At 65.4% G+C, this 21,876-nt stretch carries 20 protein-coding genes; 10 read left to right on the forward strand and 10 right to left on the reverse strand.

Features of this window, described 5'->3' with window-relative positions; genetic code table 11:
- The first annotated feature begins 630 nt into the window (after positions 1 to 630).
- On the forward strand, positions 631 to 1,821 hold the full coding sequence (locus UU9_RS03205) for a XylR family transcriptional regulator (RefSeq protein WP_007080280.1): 1,191 nt from the start codon (positions 631 to 633) through the stop codon (positions 1,819 to 1,821).
- 95 nt (positions 1,822 to 1,916) lie between these two features.
- Here UU9_RS03205 and tkt read toward each other — a convergent pair whose 3' ends face one another.
- The gene (gene tkt, locus UU9_RS03210) at positions 1,917 to 3,926 is read right to left on the reverse strand and encodes a transketolase (RefSeq protein ID WP_007080281.1); all 2,010 of its coding nucleotides are present in this window, start codon (positions 3,924 to 3,926) and stop codon (positions 1,917 to 1,919) included.
- A gap of 247 nt (positions 3,927 to 4,173) precedes the next feature.
- Between tkt and UU9_RS03215 the strand changes: the two genes are divergently transcribed.
- The 3 genes from UU9_RS03215 to UU9_RS03225 all read left to right on the forward strand — a co-directional run bounded on the left by UU9_RS03215 (position 4,174) and on the right by UU9_RS03225 (position 6,370).
- On the forward strand, positions 4,174 to 4,818 hold the full coding sequence (locus tag UU9_RS03215) for an outer membrane beta-barrel protein (RefSeq protein ID WP_007080282.1): 645 nt from the start codon (positions 4,174 to 4,176) through the stop codon (positions 4,816 to 4,818).
- A 209-nt stretch (positions 4,819 to 5,027) separates the two neighbouring features.
- Positions 5,028 to 5,624, forward strand: a complete 597-nt coding sequence (locus UU9_RS03220; protein ID WP_007080283.1) for a porin family protein — start codon at positions 5,028 to 5,030, stop codon at positions 5,622 to 5,624.
- A 158-nt stretch (positions 5,625 to 5,782) separates the two neighbouring features.
- The gene (locus UU9_RS03225; protein WP_007080284.1) at positions 5,783 to 6,370 is read left to right on the forward strand and encodes a porin family protein; all 588 of its coding nucleotides are present in this window, start codon (positions 5,783 to 5,785) and stop codon (positions 6,368 to 6,370) included.
- A gap of 93 nt (positions 6,371 to 6,463) precedes the next feature.
- Here UU9_RS03225 and UU9_RS03230 read toward each other — a convergent pair whose 3' ends face one another.
- The 4 genes from UU9_RS03230 to UU9_RS03245 form a co-directional block, all read right to left on the reverse strand.
- Positions 6,464 to 7,468 carry a class I fructose-bisphosphate aldolase gene (locus tag UU9_RS03230; protein WP_007080285.1) on the reverse strand — a complete coding sequence of 335 codons (1,005 nt, stop codon included), beginning with the start codon at positions 7,466 to 7,468 and terminating at the stop codon, positions 6,464 to 6,466.
- A 136-nt stretch (positions 7,469 to 7,604) separates the two neighbouring features.
- Complete coding sequence (locus tag UU9_RS03235) at positions 7,605 to 8,057, reverse strand: energy transducer TonB (RefSeq protein WP_007080286.1); 453 nt, start codon at positions 8,055 to 8,057, stop codon at positions 7,605 to 7,607.
- A gap of 71 nt (positions 8,058 to 8,128) precedes the next feature.
- Positions 8,129 to 9,601: a pyruvate kinase gene (gene pyk / locus UU9_RS03240; RefSeq protein WP_040670136.1), complete on the reverse strand. Its 1,473-nt coding sequence runs from the start codon at positions 9,599 to 9,601 to the stop codon at positions 8,129 to 8,131.
- A 33-nt stretch (positions 9,602 to 9,634) separates the two neighbouring features.
- A complete protein-coding gene (locus UU9_RS03245) occupies positions 9,635 to 10,438 on the reverse strand; it encodes a S1/P1 nuclease (RefSeq protein WP_007080288.1) in 804 nt (267 codons plus the stop codon).
- Positions 10,439 to 10,624: 186 nt separating this feature from the next.
- On the opposite strand from UU9_RS03245, the gene gap reads away from it, so the two are divergent.
- Positions 10,625 to 11,626 (forward strand): type I glyceraldehyde-3-phosphate dehydrogenase, encoded by a 1,002-nt coding sequence (gene gap / locus UU9_RS03250; protein ID WP_007080289.1) that lies wholly within the window; start codon positions 10,625 to 10,627, stop codon positions 11,624 to 11,626.
- 132 nt (positions 11,627 to 11,758) lie between these two features.
- Here the strand turns inward: gap and fdxA are convergent, their stop codons facing one another.
- Positions 11,759 to 12,082: a ferredoxin FdxA gene (fdxA, locus tag UU9_RS03255; protein ID WP_007080290.1), complete on the reverse strand. Its 324-nt coding sequence runs from the start codon at positions 12,080 to 12,082 to the stop codon at positions 11,759 to 11,761.
- 140 nt (positions 12,083 to 12,222) lie between these two features.
- On the opposite strand from fdxA, the gene azu reads away from it, so the two are divergent.
- Both azu and UU9_RS03265 read left to right on the forward strand, forming a co-directional pair.
- A complete protein-coding gene (gene azu, locus UU9_RS03260) occupies positions 12,223 to 12,669 on the forward strand; it encodes an azurin (protein WP_007080291.1) in 447 nt (148 codons plus the stop codon).
- Positions 12,670 to 12,744: 75 nt separating this feature from the next.
- Positions 12,745 to 13,152, forward strand: a complete 408-nt coding sequence (locus UU9_RS03265; protein WP_007080292.1) for a group III truncated hemoglobin — start codon at positions 12,745 to 12,747, stop codon at positions 13,150 to 13,152.
- A gap of 141 nt (positions 13,153 to 13,293) precedes the next feature.
- On the opposite strand, the gene tpx is transcribed toward UU9_RS03265, so the two are convergent.
- Both tpx and UU9_RS03275 read right to left on the reverse strand, forming a co-directional pair.
- Complete coding sequence (tpx, locus tag UU9_RS03270; RefSeq protein ID WP_007080293.1) at positions 13,294 to 13,794, reverse strand: thiol peroxidase; 501 nt, start codon at positions 13,792 to 13,794, stop codon at positions 13,294 to 13,296.
- Between the two features lie 25 nt (positions 13,795 to 13,819).
- Positions 13,820 to 14,257, reverse strand: coding sequence for a CopD family copper resistance protein (locus tag UU9_RS03275; RefSeq protein WP_007080294.1), 438 nt, complete (start codon positions 14,255 to 14,257; stop codon positions 13,820 to 13,822).
- A gap of 202 nt (positions 14,258 to 14,459) precedes the next feature.
- Here UU9_RS03275 and UU9_RS03280 point away from each other — a divergent pair, with 202 nt between their 5' ends.
- Positions 14,460 to 16,124: an APC family permease gene (locus tag UU9_RS03280; RefSeq protein WP_007080295.1), complete on the forward strand. Its 1,665-nt coding sequence runs from the start codon at positions 14,460 to 14,462 to the stop codon at positions 16,122 to 16,124.
- A gap of 52 nt (positions 16,125 to 16,176) precedes the next feature.
- On the opposite strand, the gene UU9_RS03285 is transcribed toward UU9_RS03280, so the two are convergent.
- Complete coding sequence (locus UU9_RS03285) at positions 16,177 to 17,769, reverse strand: hypothetical protein (protein WP_007080296.1); 1,593 nt, start codon at positions 17,767 to 17,769, stop codon at positions 16,177 to 16,179.
- 28 nt (positions 17,770 to 17,797) lie between these two features.
- A complete protein-coding gene (locus tag UU9_RS03290) occupies positions 17,798 to 18,244 on the reverse strand; it encodes a DUF3574 domain-containing protein (RefSeq protein ID WP_007080297.1) in 447 nt (148 codons plus the stop codon).
- A 288-nt stretch (positions 18,245 to 18,532) separates the two neighbouring features.
- Here UU9_RS03290 and UU9_RS03295 point away from each other — a divergent pair, with 288 nt between their 5' ends.
- Positions 18,533 to 20,989 (forward strand): TonB-dependent receptor plug domain-containing protein, encoded by a 2,457-nt coding sequence (locus UU9_RS03295; protein ID WP_007080298.1) that lies wholly within the window; start codon positions 18,533 to 18,535, stop codon positions 20,987 to 20,989.
- A 184-nt stretch (positions 20,990 to 21,173) separates the two neighbouring features.
- Complete coding sequence (locus tag UU9_RS03300; RefSeq protein ID WP_007080299.1) at positions 21,174 to 21,779, forward strand: YceI family protein; 606 nt, start codon at positions 21,174 to 21,176, stop codon at positions 21,777 to 21,779.
- Positions 21,780 to 21,876: the final 97 nt, after the last annotated feature.

A 21,876-nucleotide genomic window follows, 5' to 3' on the forward strand; every position in this document is an offset into this window, starting at 1 on the left:
TTGCTCCGTCATTCGCTTATTCGAGGATTTCATGGGTACCCCAGCCTTTCGGCCATGTGGATGTCACGGACAACGGCACGCCGCCGCCCATAGTAGGAGCTTGGGCTTCACGCCAACAACCGCAGCGACGGCACTGCACCCTTGCCGTCGCCATCCGGTTTGGCCGTCCATGCCGTCCCAGCTACGCCACTGCACGGTGATCGAAATACCGGGCAGCGTGGTCGACGATGCTCGCGACCATCATCGTCGGCGACACACTTGCCTGCCGATGGTAGCGCTATCAGCGGCTGTTCGCGTAGCCCCCACCATTGAGCGGTCCGGCATCCACCCATGGCGCCTGCGCGCGCGGCCCGGGTGATCCTTCCCGCACCAGCCCGGCAACGCCGCATGGACCGTTTACCGAGCCTGGCGGCGCAGCCAGGGAACGATCATGGTGCCGATGCTGCGCCGCGGCATGCAATGACGAAATCGCCCAGCGGGGCGACATTTCTTCTTGTGCACACGCCGCAGCGCACCACGGCCATGCGTTGCACTCGTGCTAGCCTCGGGAAATCCGGCTGCAGCACGTGCGCGTATACGGCGCACGCCAGGTACGGGCCGCCTTCGAGGCGGCTCCTCCAAGGTGAACCCATGAGCCACCCACACGGCGTCCATCGCATCGCGTTGTTGTTCAACGCGAACAAGGCATTCGACCGCCAGGTCATCGCCGGCATCGGCAACTACCTGGCGTCCACCCGGGTCAGCTGGGACCTGTTCATGCAGGAGGATTTCCACTGCCGGGCGACCGACCTGATCGAGTGGTGCGGCGACGGCATCATCACCGCCGTCGACGACCCGATCTATACGGCGCTGCGCCAGGTCGACGTGCCAGTGGTCGCCGTCGGTGGCTCCTATGCCGATGCGTCGCGCTACCCGAAGGGCCTGCCGTACATCGCGACCGACAATGCCGCGCTGGTGCGGCTGGCCTATGACCACCTGATCGAGCAGGGCCTGCAGAACTTCGCGTTCTATTCCCTGCCACTAGCGCCCAACATCCCCGGCTGGGCCGAGGAGCGCGAGCGGCTTTTCGACGCGATGCTCCGGCGCGACGGCCTCGAGGGTTTCATCTATCACGGCCATGCCACCACCGCCGCCGGCTGGAGCGACGCCACCGAGGCGCTGATGGCCTGGCTGCAATCGTTGCCCAAGCCGATCGGCGTGCTGGCGGTGACCGATGCACGCGCGCGGCAGTTGCTGCAGGCCTGCATGATGGCCGACATCCCGGTGCCCGACGAAGTGGCCATCGTGGGTATCGACAACGACCCGCTGACGCGGATGCTCAGCCGCATTCCACTCACCTCCGTGCAACAGGGCACCGAGGAAATGGGGCGCACCGCTGCGCATGTCCTGCACCGCATGCTGCATGGCGCCGACTGCAGTGACACCCGCGTGCTGGTGCCGCCGGAGAACCTGCACGTGGGTGCATCCAGCATGTACCAGTCGGTGTGCAGCCCGTACGTGATGCGCGCGCGCCACTACATCCGCCAGTACGGTTGCCTTGGCATCCGCACCGAGCAGGTGGCCGATTACGTGGGGGTGTCGCGCTCGCTGCTGGAGGAGCATTTCCGCCGCACGCTGAAACGCAGCGTCCACCAGGAGATCCTGCGACACAAGCTGGAAATCGCGCAGGACTTGCTGCGGCAGGGTGAATCGTCGATGGCCGACATCGCCGTGCGTTGCGGCTTCACCTCGGTGCAATACCTCTACACCGTGTTTCGCCGGGAACTCGGTTGCACGCCCAGGGCGTTCCAGGAACAGCAGCTGGCCGACGCCCGCGCCTGAGGGCTCGGGTTTTTGTGGGAGCGACTTGAGTCGCGATGCTTTTGCCAAACCTCGTCGAAGAGCATCGCGACTGAAGTCGCTCCCACACGGCGGGCTCAGCCCACCACGCGCTTGGCCGCCTCGATCACATGCGCCACGGTGATGCCGAAGTGCTCGAACAATTGCGGTGCGGGAGCCGAGGCGCCGAAGGTGTTCATGCCGATCACCTCGCCGTCGAAGCCGACGTACTTGGCCCAGAAATCGGCGCTGGCCGCTTCCACCGCCACGCGGGCGCGACACCAGCCCGGCAACACGCCTTCGCGGTATTCCAGCGGCTGTTCGTCGAACACGTCGGTGCATGGCATCGACACCACGCGGGCGGCGATGCCCTGCTGTGCCAGCGCGCGCGAGGCTTCCATTGCCAGCTCCACTTCGGAGCCGGTGCCGATCAGGATCACCTGGAATTTCGTGTCCGCCGGATCGGACAGCACGTAGCCGCCGCGGCGGATATCCGCCAGCTGCTGCGCGTCGCGCTGCTGATGCTTCAGTGCCTGGCGCGAGAACACCAGACACGACGGCGCGCCGCGGCGCTCGATCGCGGCCTTCCACGACACCGCCGACTCCACCGCGTCGCAGGGGCGCCACACGTGGTTGTTCGGGATGAGGCGCAGGCTGGCCATGTGCTCCACCGGCTGGTGGGTGGGGCCGTCTTCGCCCAGGCCGATCGAGTCGTGCGTGTAGACGTGGATGGCATGCGCAGGGATCAGCGCACTCATGCGCACCGCGTTGCGGGCGTAATCGGAGAAGACCATGAAGGTGGCGTCATAGGGAATGAAGCCGCCGTGCAGCGCCAGGCCATTGGCGATCGCGGTCATGCCGAATTCGCGCACACCGTAATAAACGTAGTTGCCTTTGCCGTCCGAGCTGTTGCCGTTGCCGGCGTCGAGGCTGCCCTTCCACTTGGTGAGGTTGGAGGCGGCCAGGTCGGCCGAGCCGCCCAGCAGTTCGGGCAGCAGCGGGCCGAAAGCGTCCAGCGTCATTTGCGAGGCCTTGCGCGATGCCACTTCCGGGCCTTCGGCCTGCAGTTTTTCGATGTAGGCCTGCGATTTGGCCGCCCAATCCTGCGGCAGCTCGCCGGTCAGACGGCGCTTCAGCTCGGCCGCCAGCTCCGGATGCGCCGCGGCGTAGGCGGCGAATGCCTCATCCCAGCTGCGCTCGCGGGCGGCACCCTTGTCGCGCGCATTCCAGCCGGCGTAGATGTCGGCCGGGATCTCGAACGGGGCGTAATTCCACTGCAACTGCACGCGCGCGGCAGCGATCTCGTCCTTGCCCAGCGCGGCGCCGTGGCTTTCTTCCTTGCCCTGCTTGTTCGGTGCGCCGAAACCGATGATGGTCTTGGCGCAGATGAGGGTCGGACGCTCGCTTTGCGCGGTGGCCTGCGCCAGCGCCTTCTTCACCGCCTCGGCGTCGTGGCCGTCGACGTCGCGGATCACGTTCCAGCCGTAGGCTTCGAAGCGCGCGGGCGTGTTGTCGGTGAACCAGCCTTCGACTTCGCCGTCGATGGAGATGCCGTTGTCGTCATACACCGCCACCAGCTTGCCCAGCTTCCAGGTGCCGGCCAGCGAGGCGACTTCGTGCGAGATGCCTTCCATCAGGCAGCCGTCGCCCAGGAACACGTAGGTGTGGTGATCGACGATGGCGTGGCCGGGCCGGTTGAAGCGCGCCGCCAGGATCTTTTCCGCCAGCGCAAAACCCACGGCGTTCGCCAGGCCCTGGCCCAGCGGACCGGTGGTGGTTTCGGCGCCGGGCGTGTGGCCGTACTCGGGATGGCCGGCGGTCTTCGAATGCAGCTGGCGGAAGTGCTTCAGCTCATCGATCGGCAGGTCGTAGCCGGACAGGTGCAGCAGCGCGTACTGCAGCATCGAACCGTGGCCGTTGGAGAGCACGAAACGGTCGCGGTTGAACCAGCCCGGGTTGCCCGGATTGAACTGCAGGAAATCGTTCCACAACACCTCGGCGATGTCGGCCATACCCATCGGCATGCCCGGATGGCCGGACTTGGCCGCCTCGACGGCATCCATGGCCAGGGCACGCACGGCATTGGCTAGTTCACGACGGGTGGGCATCAGGTTCTCTCCGGGGCGGGCAAAATCCCATTATCGCTGATTCAGCTTGCCACTGTCGCGCCCTTTGGGATGCGCGGGTTTGGACGGCTGAAAGGCCAAACATTAATTCGGCCTTAATTTTTGATCAGGACATATCGGCGCGCTTCAGGCTCGGGCCTGTTCAATGCACCCCGCCCCCGGATTCCGGGGGTCGTCATCGGGCTTACCCCAACCCGACGATGCATTGGTTATACGCAGGAGTTCCCTCATGAAAAAAACACTACTAGCCCTGGCGATTACCTCCGCGTCTCTTTGCGCCCTGCCCGCACTTGCGCAGGACGACTCTGTTTCCAGCAGCACCCCGACGTCGGCGAACGGCAACTACCAGCCGAACCAGGCTGTCGGCAGCGGCAACTGGTTCATCGGTGCCAACGTTGGCCAGGCCCACGTGGCACAAGGCCCGTACAACGATCACCCGACCACCTATGCACTGACCGGCGGCTACCGCTGGAAGGTCGGCCAGGACGTCGGCCTGGGCGTCGATATCGGCTACAACGACCTGGGCAATTTCCGGTTGAAGAACGCCTTCAACAGCGACAACGTCAACCTCACCGGTCGCCGCAACGCGTTGCGCGGCTGGACCGCCGGCGTCAACGGGCGCATCAACGTGTGGCAGGGGCTGTATGTCAGCGGCCGCACCGGCGTCTATGGCTGGAAGGGTCACGGCTACAACAACCAGGACGTCAACCGCCACTCGCTGGACAAGGTCGACTACTACGCCGGTGCCGGCGTGGGCTACGACTTCAACAACAACTTCAGCCTGGGCCTGGCGTACGACTACTACCACGCCAAGAAGCACGGCATCAGCTTCAGCTCGGATACCGCCACGGTATCGGCTGAATACCGGTTCTGATCGGGCGATGCCCCGAAGGGGTGCGGCGCGAGCCGCCGCGCCCCTTCCCGCCGCGGATTAACCCAGACTTAATACTGAACTTGCCGGTATTGAATCTCCGGGCCGCAGCGCCATCTAAGTGTCAGGTGTCGTCGCCCCCAAGGACGCGCACCCGCAGCGACCACTCCCCCAACGGGTCGCCTGCCACAAAAAAAACACTGGAGATATCCATGAAAAACAAGAGTCTGCTTGCCCTCGCCCTCGCCACTGCCGGCCTGGTTGCCGTACCCGCGGCCTTTGCGCAGAGTGCGCCCACGCAGAACGGCGGCTGGTTCGTCAACGGCAACGTCGGCCAGACCTCGATCAACCACGGCCCTTACGATGACAACGACACTGGCTACGCCATCAACGGTGGCTACCGCTGGTCGGTGAACCCGTCGGTCGCGCTCGGCGTCGAGGTTGGCTACAACGACCTGGGCAATATCCACGCGAAGAACGTCTTCAACGACGATCCGGTGGTGGAAAACGGCAAGTCGCAGCTGCACGGCTGGACGGCCGGCGTGAACGGTCACTTCAACGTCACCCCGAACTGGTACGTCAGCGCCCGCACCGGCATCTACGGCTGGAAGGGTCACGGCCTGAGCAACAACGAGAACCCGATCCGCAAGGGTCTGGATGACACCAGCTGGTACGCCGGCGCCGGCTTCGGCTACGACTTCAACAACAACGTCAGCGTGGGTCTTAACTACGACTACTACGACGCGAAGAAGGACCGCGTGGACCTGAGCACGGACATGGTGTCGGTCAGCGCGGAATACCGCTTCTGATTCGAGTCACCCCATCGTGCAGACGACAGGGAGAAGGGCGCCGCAAGGCGCCTTTCTTTTTGCCCGCGTTTCTCCGCCTCCGAGCCAGCCGTTACAATCGCGTCGCCGCAGAAGCGGCTCATCGGATTGATCGGACCATCAGGAGGGTCCCTGTCCCCATGCGTAAACAACTGCTTCCCCTCGCCATTGCCGCCAGCGGCATGGCCTTCGTCGCGACCGCCCACGCAGAACAGCCCAATGGCTGGTTCGTCAACGGCAACGTCGGCAGCTCGCACTACAGTGCAGAGGTCGACGACTTCGGCTCGGGCACCGAAACCGACACGGCGTTCATCGTCAACGCCGGCTACCGCGACCAGCGCATCCTGGGTTTCGAGGTCGGCTACACCAACCTCGGCAGCGTCAGTGAGAGCGACGACTTCGGCGACCGCGTGAAACTGTCCGGCGACGGCTGGACGCTGGGCCTCAACGGCCATTTCAACCCGACCAGCCACTGGTACATTTCCGCGCGCGGCGGCGCCTTCCTGTGGAAGCTGCACGCCAAGGCGCGCATCGCCTATGACGACGGCAGCTCGGACACGTTCCGCGCCAGCGAACAGTCGCTGGGCTGGTACGCCGGCGTGGGCACGGGTTACGACATCAACCGCCACTGGAGCGTGGGCGGCAACTTCGATTACTACAAGATCGACAAGGACGTGTACGAACTGGGCACGCGGATTTTCTCGGTCAGCGCCGAGTACCGCTTCTGAGTCCTGTGCCCTGACGCCACCGCGTCATCGCAACGAAAGAGGGCACCTTGAGGTGCCCTCTTTCGTTCATGCCCTGGTGGCGATTCGCTTGCGTCAGCCGTTCCAGCGGCCCAGTGCCGCCAGGCCATTGTCGCGGGCGCGGGCATGGACCATCTTCTGCGCCTCGGCAACGTTCGCCTTCGGGTCTTTCGCCCACAGTTTCAACGCCGCTTGCTGCATGGCGCGGCCATACGAGAACGACAGCGGCCACGGATGCGGGCCGATATGGTTGATCGCGTTGAGATGGCTGGTGGCCTGCTTGTCGGTCTGGCCCCCGGAGAGGAACACGATGCCCGGCAACGAGGCCGGCACGCACGACTTCAGGACGCGCACGGTGGCATCGGCCACTTCCTCGGCATCCACCTGCTCGTCGCTGTCCTTGCCCGGGATGACCATGCTGATCTTCAGGATGGTGCCTTCCAGCATCACGTTCTGCTCGTACAGCGCGTTGAACAGGCTGCGCAGCACGGCTTCATGCACTTCATAGCTGACGTCGATGGAATGGTCGCCGTCCATCAGCACTTCGGGCTCGACCATCGGCACCAGACCCGCCTCCTGGCACAGCGCGGCATAGCGCGCCAGCGCGTGGCAGTTCGCCTCGATGGCGGTGGAACTCGGGGTGTCCTCGGTAATCTTGATCACCGCCCGCCACTTGGCGAACTGCGCACCCAGCTTCGCGTATTCCTGCAGCCGCTCGCGCAGGCCGTCCAGCCCCTCGGTGACCACGTCGCCCGGAAAACCGGCCAGCGGCACGGTTCCCTTGTCGACCTTGATGCCGGGAATGATGCCGGCCTTCTTCATCACGGTGGTGAACGGCACGCCATCCTTGGTGGACTGGCGGATCGTCTCGTCGTACAGGATAGCGCCGGAAATATGTTCGCCGAGACCGGGCGTGGTCAGCAGCATTTCGCGATAGGCGCGCCGGCTTTCCTCGGTGCTCTCGACGCCGACGGCGGCCAGACGCTTGCCGATCGTCTTGGTCGATTCGTCGATGGCGATGATGCCCTTGCCGGGCGCGACCATGGCCAGGGCGATGCTTTCGAGATCTTCAATACTCATGGCGACTCCGTGGAACGCGGCGGCGACAAACCGCACGAGGGACGATGCCGCACCAACATGCGCGCCGGTACGGTTCAGAGCTCGCCATTATAGGCCAGTTGCACGAGGGAGATTCGCCCCCGGGAAGACAGCCGCGTCAATGCTGGCTGTTGTATCCCGGCAACACGCAGGCGTCGACCACCTGCTTCCGCGCCGCTTTGTCCTCGGGCGCGTTGAACGGCACGATGTAATAGGTGGATATCGGCTCGGCGTTGCGATTGGTCAGCGACGGCCCGTAGCGGAAATTGGCGACCGCGTTGAGAGCCATCGGGCCCAGGTCACTCTTGGGAATCAGCTTGACCAGGGTCACATCAAACGGCACGCCGTCCGAGCCGACCGTGTAGGTCACGGCGGCACAGCCGGGCTTGTCGAGGTTCAGCCCGCTGTTCGGTGCATCCAGCTTGATCTGCGTATTGAGCAGGAGCCAGTAGCGGTAAAGATTCTGCGGATCGAGCTTGCGCATCTGCGTCTGCGCCAGCAACGGTACCGAGAACAGCGCCATCAGTACGGGCAGCACGATGGTCAGGGACGGGCGGAACGACGATTTCATGACAGCCTCCGGGGATGCAACCGCATGCCCGCAGTGTAGCTGCGGGCATGTGTAGAAATCGCACTGGGTCGTTACAGGTCGCGCAGGCTTTCCACCATGCCGCCGGTACCGACCGCCAGCAGCTTCAGCGTGTTGGTGCCACCGCCACGACCGACATGGTCGCCGTGGGTGACCACCACGCGATCGCCCTCGCTGAGCTTGCCCTGGTCGAACAGCAACTGCACGGCGGCGCGGGCGGAGGCCGCCAGGTTCTGGCCGGCATGGTTGAATTCCACCGGCTTCACGTCGCGCAATACCAGCATGCGACGGCGCGCATCGTCGAACGGCGACAACGCGTAGATCGGCACCGAGGTGCGGTAGCGCGACAGCCACTGCGCGGTGGCGCCCGACTCGGTCAGCGCGATGATCGCGCGCACGCCCAGCTGCTTGGCCACCAGCATCGCCGCCAGCGCAATGGCCTGATCGGTGCGATCGAGGCGGTGACCGGCGGTGGTGAGGTCGTCCTTGGGTTCGAACTGGCGCTCGGCGCCCAGGCAGATGCGCACCATCGCCTGAACGGCCTTGTCCGGATGCGCGCCCGCGGCGGTTTCCTGCGACAGCATCACCGCATCGGTGCCGTCGATCACCGCGTTGGCCACGTCCAGCACCTCGGCGCGGGTGGGGATCGGCGCATAAACCATCGACTGCAGCATCTGCGTGGCGGTGATCACCGAGCGGTTGCGCTGCACCGACTCACGGATGATCTTCTTCTGCAAACCAGGCAGCTCGGCGTCGCCGATTTCCACGCCCAGGTCGCCGCGCGCCACCATCACCACGTCGGAGGCGTCGATGATCTCGCCCAGCACCGGAATCGCGTCGGCACGCTCGATCTTGGCCACCAGCGAGGCGTTGCCACCCGCCTCGTGCAGCAGGCGACGCGCCTGATGCATGTCGTCGGCCGAACGCACGAAGGACACGGCCAGGAAATCGGCGCCGATCTCGGCGGCCAGCTTGATGTCGGCCTTGTCCTTGTCCGACAGCGCCGTCACCGACAGCCCGCCGCCCTGGCGATTGAGTCCCTTGCGGTCGGACAGGCGGCCGCCGATCAACACCTGGCAACGCACTTCGGCGCCCACCACTTCCAGCACCGTCAAAGCCAGCAGGCCGTCGTCCAGCAACAGCACGTCGCCGGCATGCACATCATTGGGAAGTCCGTAGTAGCTGACGCCGACGCGCTGGTCGTTGCCGGCAGGTGCGTCGGGGCGGCAATCCAGCACGAAGGACGCGCCGTTGACCAGTTCGATCGGGCCGTTGGCGAATTTCTCGATACGGATCTTGGGGCCTTGCAGATCGGCCAGGATGCCGACCTCGCGACCGGCGCTGGCGGCAGCGACGCGAACCGCGGCGGCGCGTGCGCGATGGTCGTCGGGCTGACCATGGGAAAGGTTGAGTCGAACCACGTCCACGCCATCGGCGATGATCTGTTCGAGCATGCCTGGAGCATCGGTGGCGGGGCCGAGCGTGGCGACGATTCGGGTGCGGCGGGATTGGGGTTCGGTAGTCATCGATTCAGATTACCAGAACTCTTCGTCCCCATATCAATGCTCGTGCGCATGTTGCGTGACGACGTCACCCAGGTGACGGTTCAACACCTCGGCCAGGCGCCTTCCCGCCACGCGCAAACGCCGTTCGGCAAGCGGGAGGCTCCTGTCCACATAGGCCGACCCGATTCGCCGTCTGGATGGATAGAAGTCCATCGCGGCGGTGAGCCGGCACGACTCCTCGGCCCACTGCGCGTACGGGTTGTCCAGCGGAGCGATCGGCCGCGGCAAGGTCACCAGCGGCCGCGAATCCAGCAGATTGGCGTAATCCCTCCAGCGCAGATGGCGCGTACCCAGCAGGCCCGAATCCCACACCTTGTGCAGGTTGCTGCCCTTGCTCTCGAACTGCACCTGATACCGGTTGCCACCGCGGTCCGGTCGGTAACCGGCGTGCAGCGGCTGGTGCACGTCACCCACCAGATGCACCACGAACTTCAACGCTTCGCGACGCACCGCATCGGGCTGCGAACGATCGCCCAGCACCTGCACCTCCCGCGCCAGCGCGGCCACCACGCACTCGCCCTTCGGGCAATCGCGCGGCGCCACATAATTGCAGCGGTCACTGGAAAAATTGATGTAGTGCCAGCGGCTTGTGCGTTTCCACACCCCCTGCAGCGCGGGGTCGTTGCGGACCTGGTCGGGCCAGTTGGCCACATCGGCCAGGCGCGTGGTGTGCTCCGGTGCCAACAGCCGCTCCACTTCCCTTTCGGCCGCGGGACTCAGCTGGCGTTGCGCCAGTTCGGCCACCACGCTGTGTCCCAGCGGCCCCCATGCCCGGGCGGATGGCGCGACCAGGAGCATGGCCGACGCCAGCAGGAGGGACAGCCTTGTAAGCGACATCACGTGCACTCGCGCAAACGCGGAAGTCTGCCACAAGCCGAATCCTCCTCCGCAGGAACAGCGCTTTCATTGTAAGATTCGAGGGCTGAAACACCGGCGCCGTGCCCCGCGGCAGCCATCCATCTTCGCAACGGAGGACGCTCTCTCATGACCATCAGGGTCGGCATCAACGGCTTCGGCCGCATCGGTCGCAACGTGCTGCGCGCAGCCGTGCAGAACTTCGGCGACGACATCGAGATCGTGGCAATCAACGACTTGCTGGCGCCGGATTACCTCGCCTACATGTTGAGCTACGACTCCGTGCATGGCCGTTTCAAGGGCGACGTCAAGATCGAGAACGATCACCTGGTGGTCAATGGCAAGACCATTCGCCTGAGCCAGGAGCGCGATCCGGCCAACCTGAAATGGAATGAAGTGAACGCCGACGTGGTCATCGAATCCACCGGCCTGTTCCTGACCAAGGAAACCGCGCAGAAGCACATCGATGCGGGCGCGAAGAAGGTGATCCTGTCGGCGCCGTCGAAGGACGACACGCCGATGTTCGTCTACGGCGTCAACGACAGGACCTACAAGGGCGAGGCGATCATCTCCAACGCCAGTTGCACCACCAACTGCCTGGCGCCCATCGCCAAGGTGATCAACGACAAGTGGGGCATCAAGCGCGGCCTGATGACCACCGTGCACGCCGCCACCGCCACCCAGAAGACGGTCGACGGGCCCAGCAACAAGGACTGGCGCGGCGGCCGCAGCATCCTGGAAAACATCATCCCCTCGTCCACCGGCGCGGCCAAGGCCGTGGGCGTGGTGATCCCCGAGCTCAACAAGAAGCTCACCGGCATGAGCTTCCGCGTGCCCACCGCCGACGTGTCGGTGGTCGACCTCACCGTGGAGCTGGTCAAGGACGCGACCTACGCCGAGATCTGCGCCGAAATGAAGGCTCAGAGCGAAGGCGCGCTGAAGGGCGTGCTCGGCTACACCGAAGACAAGGTCGTGGCCACCGACTTCCGCGGCGAAACCTGCACCTCGGTGTTCGACGCCGACGCCGGCATCGCGCTGGACAGCACCTTCGTGAAGCTGGTCAGCTGGTATGACAACGAGTGGGGCTACTCGAACAAGTGCCTGGAGATGGTGCGGGTGGTGGCGAAGTAAGACATTCCGGTGGGAGCGGCTTAAGCCGCGATGCTCTTCCGTTTCGTGGCGGGAAAGCATCGCGACTGAAGTCGCTCCCACCGGAAATACCGCTGCTGAAAGAAAAAGCCGGGCAATGCCCGGCTTTTTCTTTCAACGTTGCAGCAGCGGCAACTTGTCCGGCACGCCATCCCACTTGGCGGCGTCTTCCATCGCGGGGATCTTGCTGGTCAGCACCGGCCACTCGCGCGCCAGTTCCGCGTTGATGGCGAGAAAACCTTCCTGCCCGGCAGGCACGTCCAGCTCGGGGAAGATCGCGCCCACCGGGCATTCCTCCACGCACAGGGTGCAGTCGATGCACTCGTCCGGATCGATCACCAGAAAATTCGGCCCGGCGTGGAAACAATCCACCGGACACACCTCCACGCAATCGGTGTGTTTGCAATTGATGCAATTTTCGGTGACTACATGCGTCATCAGGTTTACCTCATCTGGCAGCGACAGTGTCGCGTACGGCTTGCCGCACGGCGATGATCCAGGTCAGTGCCGACGCCTGCGCGGCGGGGGCACAATCGGCCTGCAGTTTATCCATGTCCCCTCTGCCGGAGTAATTCCCCATGCGCAAGTTGATCGCGATCGCCCTGCTCGGCCTGTTGTCCACTCCGCTGATGGCCGCCGAATGCGCCACCACCGTCGAAGCCAACGACGCCATGCAGTTCAACGTCAAAACCATCACCGTGCCGAAGACCTGCAAGACGTTCGCCGTGACGCTCAAGCACACCGGCAAGCTGCCCGTCACCGCGATGGGCCACAACTGGGTGCTGGCACACAGTGCCGACGAATCGGGCGTCATCGCCGACGGCATGAAGGCCGGCGCGGCCAACAGCTACGAGAAGCCCGGCGACGCCCGCATCATTGCCCACACCAAGCTGATCGGTGGCGGCCAGTCCGACACAGCCACCCTCAACGTGTCGAAGCTCAAGGCCGGTGAGCAGTACGCCTACTTCTGCACCTTCCCTGGCCATGCCGCGCTGATGAAGGGCACCTTGAGCCTGAGCAAGTAAGCTCGACACAAGTACCAAGCCTTCATCCGGGCGCGCGGTTCTGCCGCGCGCCCTTCATTTCAAGTCTCGAATCGCATGAATTCATCTGCCGCACTGGACGAACCCCTCCTGGCCACGTTGGTCGACCATTTCTACGAAAAGGTGCGACGCGACCCGGACATCGGCCCGATATTCAACGCCGCCGTGGAGGACTGGGATGAACACAAACGCCTGCTGACCTCGTTCTGGGCGTCGGTGGCGTTGCGTGCGGGCAGCTATCGCGGCAACCCGATGGCGGCGCACCGGCCGCACCCGATCCAGGCGCGGCACTTCGACCGCTGGCTTGAGCTGTGGCAGGAAACCTGCGGCGAGGAACTCGACGAGGCGAATGCCGCGCAGATGCTGGACTATGCGCAGCGCATCGGACGCAGCCTGAAGTTCGGCCTTGGCCTGCATCCGGAAGGGCACGCTTTTGGCGCGCCGGTGGTGGGCACCGGCCGCTGAGGGCGGCTCATCCCCGAGAGATATTTGTGGGAGCGACTTCAGTCGCGATGCTTCTTCCTTTGAGGCCCGTTGTTTGGGAACCCACAAGCCAGAGCATCGCGACTGAAGTCGCTCCCACAAGTCGCTTCTACAGCTATTCGATCACGCCAGTGCGGCGAGTGCGGCGTCGTAGTTCGGCTCGTTGCCGATCTCGCCGACGAGTTCTGCGTGCAGCACCTTGTCGTGCTCGTCGAGCACCACCACGGCACGCGCGGCCAGGCCGGCCAGCGGGCCTTCGGCGATCGCCACGCCGTAGTCATTGAGGAACTGGCGACCGCGCATCAGCGACAGGTTGACCACCTTGTCCAGACCCTCGGCGCCGCAGAAGCGTGCCTGCGCGAACGGCAGGTCGGCCGAGATGCACAGCACCACGGCGTTGTCGAGCTTGCTGGCCGATTCGTTGAAGTGGCGCACCGAAGCCGCGCAGGTCGGCGTATCGACGCTGGGGAAGATGTTGAGCACCTTGCGCTTGCCGGCGAAGCTCGCCAGCGTGGCATCGGCAAGGTCACCCGCTACCAGGGTGAATGCCGGTGCGGCGGATCCCGCGGCGGGAAACTGGCCATTGACGCTGATCGGCTTGCCATGAAAGGTGACGTTGGACATGTGAAGCTCCTGGGGGAATGAATCGTTACAAGTAGAACATGGTCTTGGCGAGAAACACGATGCCGACCATCAATGCCAGCACCACGCGGTGCGTGTGCTTGAAGCGGCATACGTCCATCTTTCCATGGCGCATCGCCCACATCGCATTGACGAACACGCCCAGCACGGCGAACGCCAGCACCACCTTCAGCAGCAGCCAGTTGCCGAAGCGCGAACCCACGCAGGCAAAGCCGTCACAGCGGATATCGAACAGCACGCCACCGCTGACGAAAAGCAGGATCACCACCACCGGCATGAAGCGCCGCACCCGCGCCATCACCGCCTGCTCGATGCGTTGCATGGTGGCCGTATCGAACCGCTTGTGCAGCGCCTCGACCACCAGCACCTCAAACGCCACCGCGCCCACGAAGACAATGGCGCAGGCCAGGTGGAGCAGAACGATCCAGGGATACCAGGCAGACATGGAAGCACCAGCAGCGCGCGACGAGGCCACCACTATCTGCCGCTCCACTGATAGCTGCCATGACTTGCATCAGCCCTTGGCACGCCGCGTCGTGCCCATGGAACGGCCCGACCGCCCATGACCACTGGTAGATGACAGCCGTCGCTCGACTCTGCAACCATCGGACTCTTTTTTTGGCGTCAGCGCCCGCACAGGAGCTTCCATGTCCCAAGCCAGCCAGATTCGCCGCGAAGTGGGGCCATTCGCCCTGATGCTTACCGGCCTGGGCTCGATCATCGGTTCAGGCTGGCTGTTCGGGGCGTGGCGGGCGGCGCAGATTGCCGGGCCGGGCGCCATCTGGGCCTGGGTGATCGGCGCGGCGATCATCATGACGGTGGCGCTGACCTACGCCGAACTGGGCGCGATGTTCCCCGAATCCGGCGGCATGGTGCGCTATGGCCATTATTCGCACGGTTCGCTGGTCGGTTTCATCGCGGCCTGGGCGAACTGGATCGCGATCGTCTCGGTAATCTCGGTGGAAGCCGAGGCCTCGGCGCAGTACATGTCGTCGTGGAAGTGGCAGTGGGCCAAGGACCTGTACCACCAGATGCCGGGCGGCCACGGTGAGCTGAGCACCAATGGCCTGCTGATCGCGGCGGCGCTGGTAGTGATGTACTTCCTGTTCAACTTCTGGAGCGTGAAGCTGTTTGCGCGCTCGAACACGGCCATCACGCTGTTCAAGCTGGTGATCCCCGCGCTTACCGCGGTACTGCTGATCGCCAGCGGTTTCCATGCGGAGAACTTCGCCGTGGGCATCCACGGCGAACTGCATGAGACCGACTTCCCCTCCATCCTCACCGCAGTGGCGATCGCCGGCATCGTGTTCAGCTTCAACGGTTTCCAGAGCCCGGTGAACCTGGCCGGCGAAGCGCGCAACCCGGGCAGGAGCATTCCGTTCGCGATCGTCTGCTCGATCCTGCTGGCCACGGTGGTCTACGTGTTGCTGCAGGTGGCGTTTATCGGCTCGGTGCCGCGCGAGATGCTGGCCAACGTGGGCTGGCACGGCATCAACTTCAGCTCGCCGTTTGCGGATCTGGCGATCATCCTGGGCATGCAGTGGCTGGCCACGCTGCTGTTCATCGACGCGGTGATCAGCCCCAGCGGTACCGGCATGACCTACACCGCCACCACCGCGCGCATGCTCTACGGCATGGAGCGCAACGGCACCTTGCCGAAGATCCTCGGTCGCGTGCATCCGAAGTGGGGCGTGCCGCGGCCGGCGATGTGGGTGAACCTGGCGGTGTCGTTCCTGTTCCTGTTCTTCTTCCGCGGCTGGGGTTCGCTGGCAGCGGTGATTTCGGTGGCCACCATCATTTCCTACCTCACCGGCCCGGTCAGCGTGATGACGCTGCGCCGCACCGCGCCGGAGCTGCACCGCCCGCTGCGACTGGCCGGCCTGTCCGTGCTGGCCGGCGTCGCCTTCATCATGTCCACCGAGCTTTTGTACTGGGCCAAGTGGCCGCTGACCGGCGAAATCATCCTGCTGATGGTGGTCGCGCTGCCGGTGTATTTCTATTACCAGGCCAAGGCCGGCTGGCACGATTTCGGTAGGCAGATGAAGGGCGCCTGGTGGCTGGTGTTCTACCTGCCCACGCTGGCGCTGGTCTCGTGGGCCGGCAGCACCACGTTCGGCGGCAAGGGTTATTTGTCGTACGGCGTGGATCTGGGGGTGGTGGCGGTGATCGGCCTGGTGTTCTACCTGTGGGGCGTGAAGTCGGGCTGGCGCACGCCGTCGGTGGAGGCGGCGCAACTGGAAGCGCGCATCGATCCGGCCGCACCGCTGGTGCCGCCGGACGAGGAAACCGCCGAGCGCATTACCGGGCACTGATCCGCCCTGCCCTTGGCTTACGGACGCGCGGCCATGGGCCGCGCGTTTTCGTTCAGCGTCCAGCGCCGGCTGTGCGCCGCGCATCGCCCAGCGACAGCAGCGCCAGCACCGCGGCCAGTACCAGGTAGGCACCGGCGAACTGCCACACGACATGCTGCAGCGGCGCATCCAGCAGCCACGGCAGATAGATGCCGCCGGAAAGCTCCACCGAGTGGATCACCCCGAACAGGCTGAGCGCCCCGCCCAGCAACAGGATCAGCGCGGCGCGCAGCGGGCGCGCATCGATCAGCGCCACCACGAAACTGGCCCAGATCATCGAGGTGATGATGAAGCCGTTGCCCAGCACGGTGATCACCGCCAGCTCGGAAATGCCGTGCGTGCCGTCGTTGAACAGCTGCGCGAAATGCTCGGGTGAAACGTAGGCCGGATCGCTCAGCTTGATCGTCAGCATCCGCGCGATCGCCGGGAAGAAGCTGAACACTACCGCCGCCGCATAACGCACCGGCGTGGCCTCGAACGCCTGTACGGTAATCCCGATCGCCACGAACACCAGGATCGGCGCCAGCACCGGCAGCGGCAGCAGTTCGACCAGGTTGGACAGGTAGCCGAAGATGCCGCCCAGCCCGATCACGATGCCGGTCAGCAGCGTGTAGCCGCTGCGTGCGCCCATCGCCTTGTACGACGGCTGGCCGATGTACGGCGTGGTCTGCGCCACGCCGCCGCAGAAGCCCGCGGCCAGCGTGGCCAGGGCTTCCACCAGCAAAATGTCGCGGGTGGAGTAGTCGTCGCCGGCGGCGCGCGCGCTCTCGGTGACGTTGATGCCGCCCACTACCATCAGCAGGCCGAACGGCAGGATCAGCGGCAGGTACGGCACGATGTACGCAAGCCCGTCCACCCACTGCAGGGTCGGCCACGGCAGCGCGACGCGCCACTGCCACGCCGCTGGCGCGTGATAGCCCGCGCCCAGCCAGCCCAGCGGGCCGAGCACGTAGTACAGCAGCGCGCCGACCACGAACGCCACCAGTACGCCAGGCAGTCCGAACGGCATGCGCGCCTTGGCCACCAGCGCATACAGCACCACGCCAAGCCCGGCAAAACCGACCACCGGCAGCTTGAGGATTTCCACCAGCGGCAGGAAGCCCATCAGCACCAGCGCGATGCCGGCGATCGAACCGAGCAGGCCGGCGCGCGGCACGTGCCGCTGCACCATCGCGCCGAAAAACGACAGCACGAATTTCAGCACGCCCATCACCACCAGCGAGGCCATGCCCAGCTGCCAGGTGGCGATCGCCGCCGCATGTTCGTCCATGCCGCCCTGCTTGAAACCGAGAAACGCCGGACCCAGCACCAGCAGCGCCATGCCGATGGTGGTCGGCGCATCCAGCCCCAGCGGCATCGCCGTCACATCGTCGCGCCCGCTGCGCCGGGCCAGCCGCCGCGCCATCGCGGTATAGGCCAGGTTTCCCAGCAGCACGCCGAACGCGGTGCCGGGAAACATGCGCAGAAACACGACATCGGCGGGAAAGCCGAAGATGCCAATCAGCGCCGCGGCGAGGAAAGCCATGATGGACAGGTTGTCCACCACCAGGCCGAGGAAGCCATTGAGGTCGCCGGGGGCGATCCAGCGGTTGCGCGTAGGGGTCACGTGGGAAGCCTGTGGATGAGGGAGCGGTTCAGAACGACACGTCCGCCGGCTGCGTCACGCGCAGCACCGACTGGTCGCCGGTGCGCTGCTTCCACGCCGCACGGATCGCCTCGACCTTGGCGCGGTTGGCCGGCGTGTCGGGGTAATCGATCACCAGCATCTTGGAGCGCAGCCGCTCGGGGCTGGCCTGCTGCTTGCCCTGCCATTGGCCGTAGACATCGACCACGCTGAGCCCGTCGGGAAAGCGCGTACTGACCTCGCGGTCGAGAAACTCCCGCCACGCCTGCTCGCTGATGCCCTGCTGTGGCTGGTCGGCCAGGCCCAGGCCGAAATACAGCCGGGTATCGACCCAGCCCTGTGCCTGCGCCGGATGCGCGGCATCGCCATGCAGCACGGCGTCGGCAACGCCCGGTCGCGTCGCGCAGCCAGCCAGCAGCGCCAACAGCACCAGACTCAAAAGCAAACGAAATTTCATTAGCACATTCCCGATGATCATTTGGACGTCTATACGTATAGACGGGTTTGGCGATAGAGTATTGGCAGCAACGGCGCTGCGAGGCAACCACTATCTTTCGCCCGCAACGCCGCCATCGCCAGCCAGGGGCTCGCCGCAACGTGCATCACGACTATCGCCACGGAAACCCGCCCATGCCGCGGTGTTGTCGCCGCCGCTGACGTCCTTTCCGCGGCGCCGCACGCGCCACCCTCACATCCCCGCCATCGCGTCCCCACGCATGGCCTGCACTACCCCAAGGAACCGCTCATGTCCTCCGCTTCCGTTCTCCCGCGGCACCACCGCCTGTACACCGCCGTGCTGCTGGCCGGCCTTGCCGCCCTGCCGGTCCACGCTCAGCAGGCCGATGCCGCACAGGCCCGGACGCTGGATCAGGTGGTGGTGACCGGCGTGCGCGCCAGCAGCCGCACCGCGCTGGAATCGCCGGTGCCGATCGACGTGCTCACGCCGGACGACCTGCGCGGCGCCGGCGCCTTGAACGGCGAACTGGGCCAGGCGCTGGCTACCCTGCTGCCGTCGTTCAATTTCCCGCGCCAGTCCAACTCCGGCGGCTCCGACCACGTGCGCGCGGCGCAACTGCGCGGACTCTCGCCCGACCAGGTGCTGGTGCTGGTCAACGGCAAGCGCTTCCACACCTCGGCGCTGGTCAACACCGATACCAAGATCGGCCGCGGCACCACGCCGGTGGATTTCAACGCGATCCCGATCAGCGCGATCAAGCGCATCGAGGTGTTGCGTGACGGCGCCGGTGCGCAATACGGCTCGGACGCGATCGCCGGCGTGGTCAATATCATCCTCAAGGATTCGCCCGAAGGCGGCGAGCTGGAAAGCAGCTACGGCGTCAACCACACCTACTTTGCCCCGACCGGCAGCACCATAACCGACGGCCAGAGCAGCTACGGCGCCGCCAATTTCGGCACCCGGCTGGGCGGCAGCGGCTTCCTGCGTGCGGGCGTAGAAGTGACCCACCACGATGCCACCAACCGCGCCGGCCTGGACACGGTGCCGGACTGGCTGGCCGACCCCACGCCGGCCAACCTGGCGCTGCGCGACCAGCGCAACTACGCCGCCGGCGATCCGCAGAGCGAGAGCTACAACGGCTGGCTCAACAGCGAGATCCCGCTGGGTGACACGGCGAAGCTGTACTGGTTCGGCACCTATACGCAGCGCCATACCATCGGCGACAACTATTTCCGCTATCCGGACAGCAGCGCGAACATCGCCTCGGTCTACCCCGAAGGCTATCGGCCGGAATCGCTCGGCCACAATCGCGACGTGCAGACCGCCGCCGGCATCCGGGGCACCGCCGGCGAATGGAGCTACGACGCCAGCCTCGACTGGGGCAGCAACGCGTTCGACTACGACCTGCGCCACTCGCTCAACGTCTCGCTGGGCACGGACAGCCCCACCGCCTTCCATATCGGCAGCTACCGCTTCAACCAGGGCAGCGCCAACCTCGACGGCAGCCGCGAATTCGCCGTGGGCGAGCGTTCGCTGACGCTCGCCGTGGGCGGCGAATTCCGCCGCGAGAACTTCGCCACCCATCCCGGCGACCCCGCCTCGTACGCGGTCGGCCCGGTGCTCGGCGCGCCCGCCGGCGCACAGGCCGGCGGCGGCCTGCAGCCGCAGGACGCGGCCAACCTCTCGCGCCACGTCAAGGCGGTGTACGCGGAGGTTTCCAGCGACCTGACCGATCACGTGTTCGTCGACGCGGCCACCCGCTACGAGCACTACAGCGATTTCGGCGGCAACTGGAGCGGCAAGCTCAGCGCGCGCTGGGAATTCGCCCCCGGCTTCGCCCTGCGCGGCGCCGCCTCGAACAATTTCCGCGCGCCATCGCTGAGCCAGATCGGCTTCGAATCCACCAGCACCGGCTACGGCGCCGACGGCAAACTGGTCACCGGGCGCATCCTGTCGGTGAACAACCCGATCGCGCGCGGCCTGGGCGCGGTGTCGCTGACGCCGGAGAAATCGCGCAACTTCAGCCTGGGCTTCACCGCGCAGCTCGGCGGCGGTTTCGACGCCAGCCTGGACGTCTACCAGATCAGCATCGATAACCGCGTCACCCTGTCGCAGACCATCCGCAGCGACGGCCTGGAGGATTACATCCTGCAGACCTTCGGCGTGCCGGGCGTGCAGAGCGTGGCGTTCTTCACCAACGCGGTGGATACGCGCACCCGCGGCGCCGAACTGGTGGGCAACTACCGCACGCCACTGGCCGGCGGCCAGTTGCTGCTGACCGCGGCGTACAGCCACAACAGCACCGACATCCGCAAGGTGCGCGACACGCCGGCGCAGCTCACCGCGATCGGCGCCGGCAACGTGCTGTTCGGCGACGAGGAGCGCAATACGCTGACCGACGCCGCGCCACGCCAGCGCGGCTCGTTCAGCGCCCGCTGGGACAGCCCACGCTGGGGGCTGCTGGGCCGGGTGATCCGCCAAGGCGCCACCACCCGCGTGTTCGATTTCGGCGACGGCTACGAGCCGAAACAGACCTACGCGGCACGCTGGCAGCTCGACGCCGAAGTGGCGTTCCACGCCACGCCGCGGTTCACCCTCGCGCTGGGCGGCTACAACCTCACCAACCAGTACCCGACCCGCTCCAACAGCGACATCAACTACGCGGAGAATTTCCCGTACGACGTGATCTCGCCGATCGGCAACAACGGCGCCTACTGGTACGGCCGGGTGCGCTACGCGTTCTGAGGGAACGCTCGCGACGACGGGCGGCGACGCCACCAACAGACGCGCGGCCCGGTGCCGCGCGTTTCCTTTTGGCGGCCTCCGCTAACGGCATCGGCGGGATCGTGTCGAAAACGCGCGCCTTTGTTCGTCGCCCTTGCAAGCGCCACACTCTGACCGGCGCCCCACCCAGACCAAGGACATCGGCATGGCACGCACAACCCGCTTCGCAATTCCCACCGTCGGCCTGGCCGCCCTGCTGTCACTCGCCGCAGGTGCGGCCAGCGCCGCCAGCGTGCGTTACAACATCGACCCGGACCACACCTACCCCAGCTTCGAGGCCGACCATTTCGGCGGGCTGTCGGTATGGCGCGGCAAGTTCAACCGCAGCAGCGGCACGGTGATGCTGGACAAGGCAGCCGGCACCGGCACGGTGAAAGTCGTGGTGGACATGAAGAGCGCTGACTTCGGCCAGGATGCGCTGAACAAGGGCGCCCAGGGCAAGGAGCTATTCGAGTCGGACAAGTATCCCACCGCGACCTACGTGGGCAAGCTGGCCGGTTTCGTCGACGGCGCGCCGACCGAAGTGGTGGGCAACCTCACCCTGCACGGCGCCACCCACCCGCTGACGCTGAAGATCAACAGCTTCAAGTGCATGCCGCATCCGATGCTGAAACGCGAGGTCTGCGGCGCCGATGCGCTGGCCACGTTCAAGCGCGACGCATTCGGCATGGATGCCGGCAAGGACTATGGCTTCAGCATGGACGTGACGCTGCGCATCCAGGTCGAGGCGATCGCTGTTCCGTCCGCTTGAGCGAGCGTTCACGCGAAAGCGAGAGCAAGAGCGCCTCCATCCGCCCTGTCGGGCACCTTGAACTGATGCCATCCATGGCATCAGCCCTTCGGGCAGC

Source organism: Rhodanobacter fulvus Jip2 (assembly GCF_000264315.1).
Classification (GTDB): Bacteria; Pseudomonadota; Gammaproteobacteria; order Xanthomonadales; family Rhodanobacteraceae; genus Rhodanobacter; species Rhodanobacter fulvus.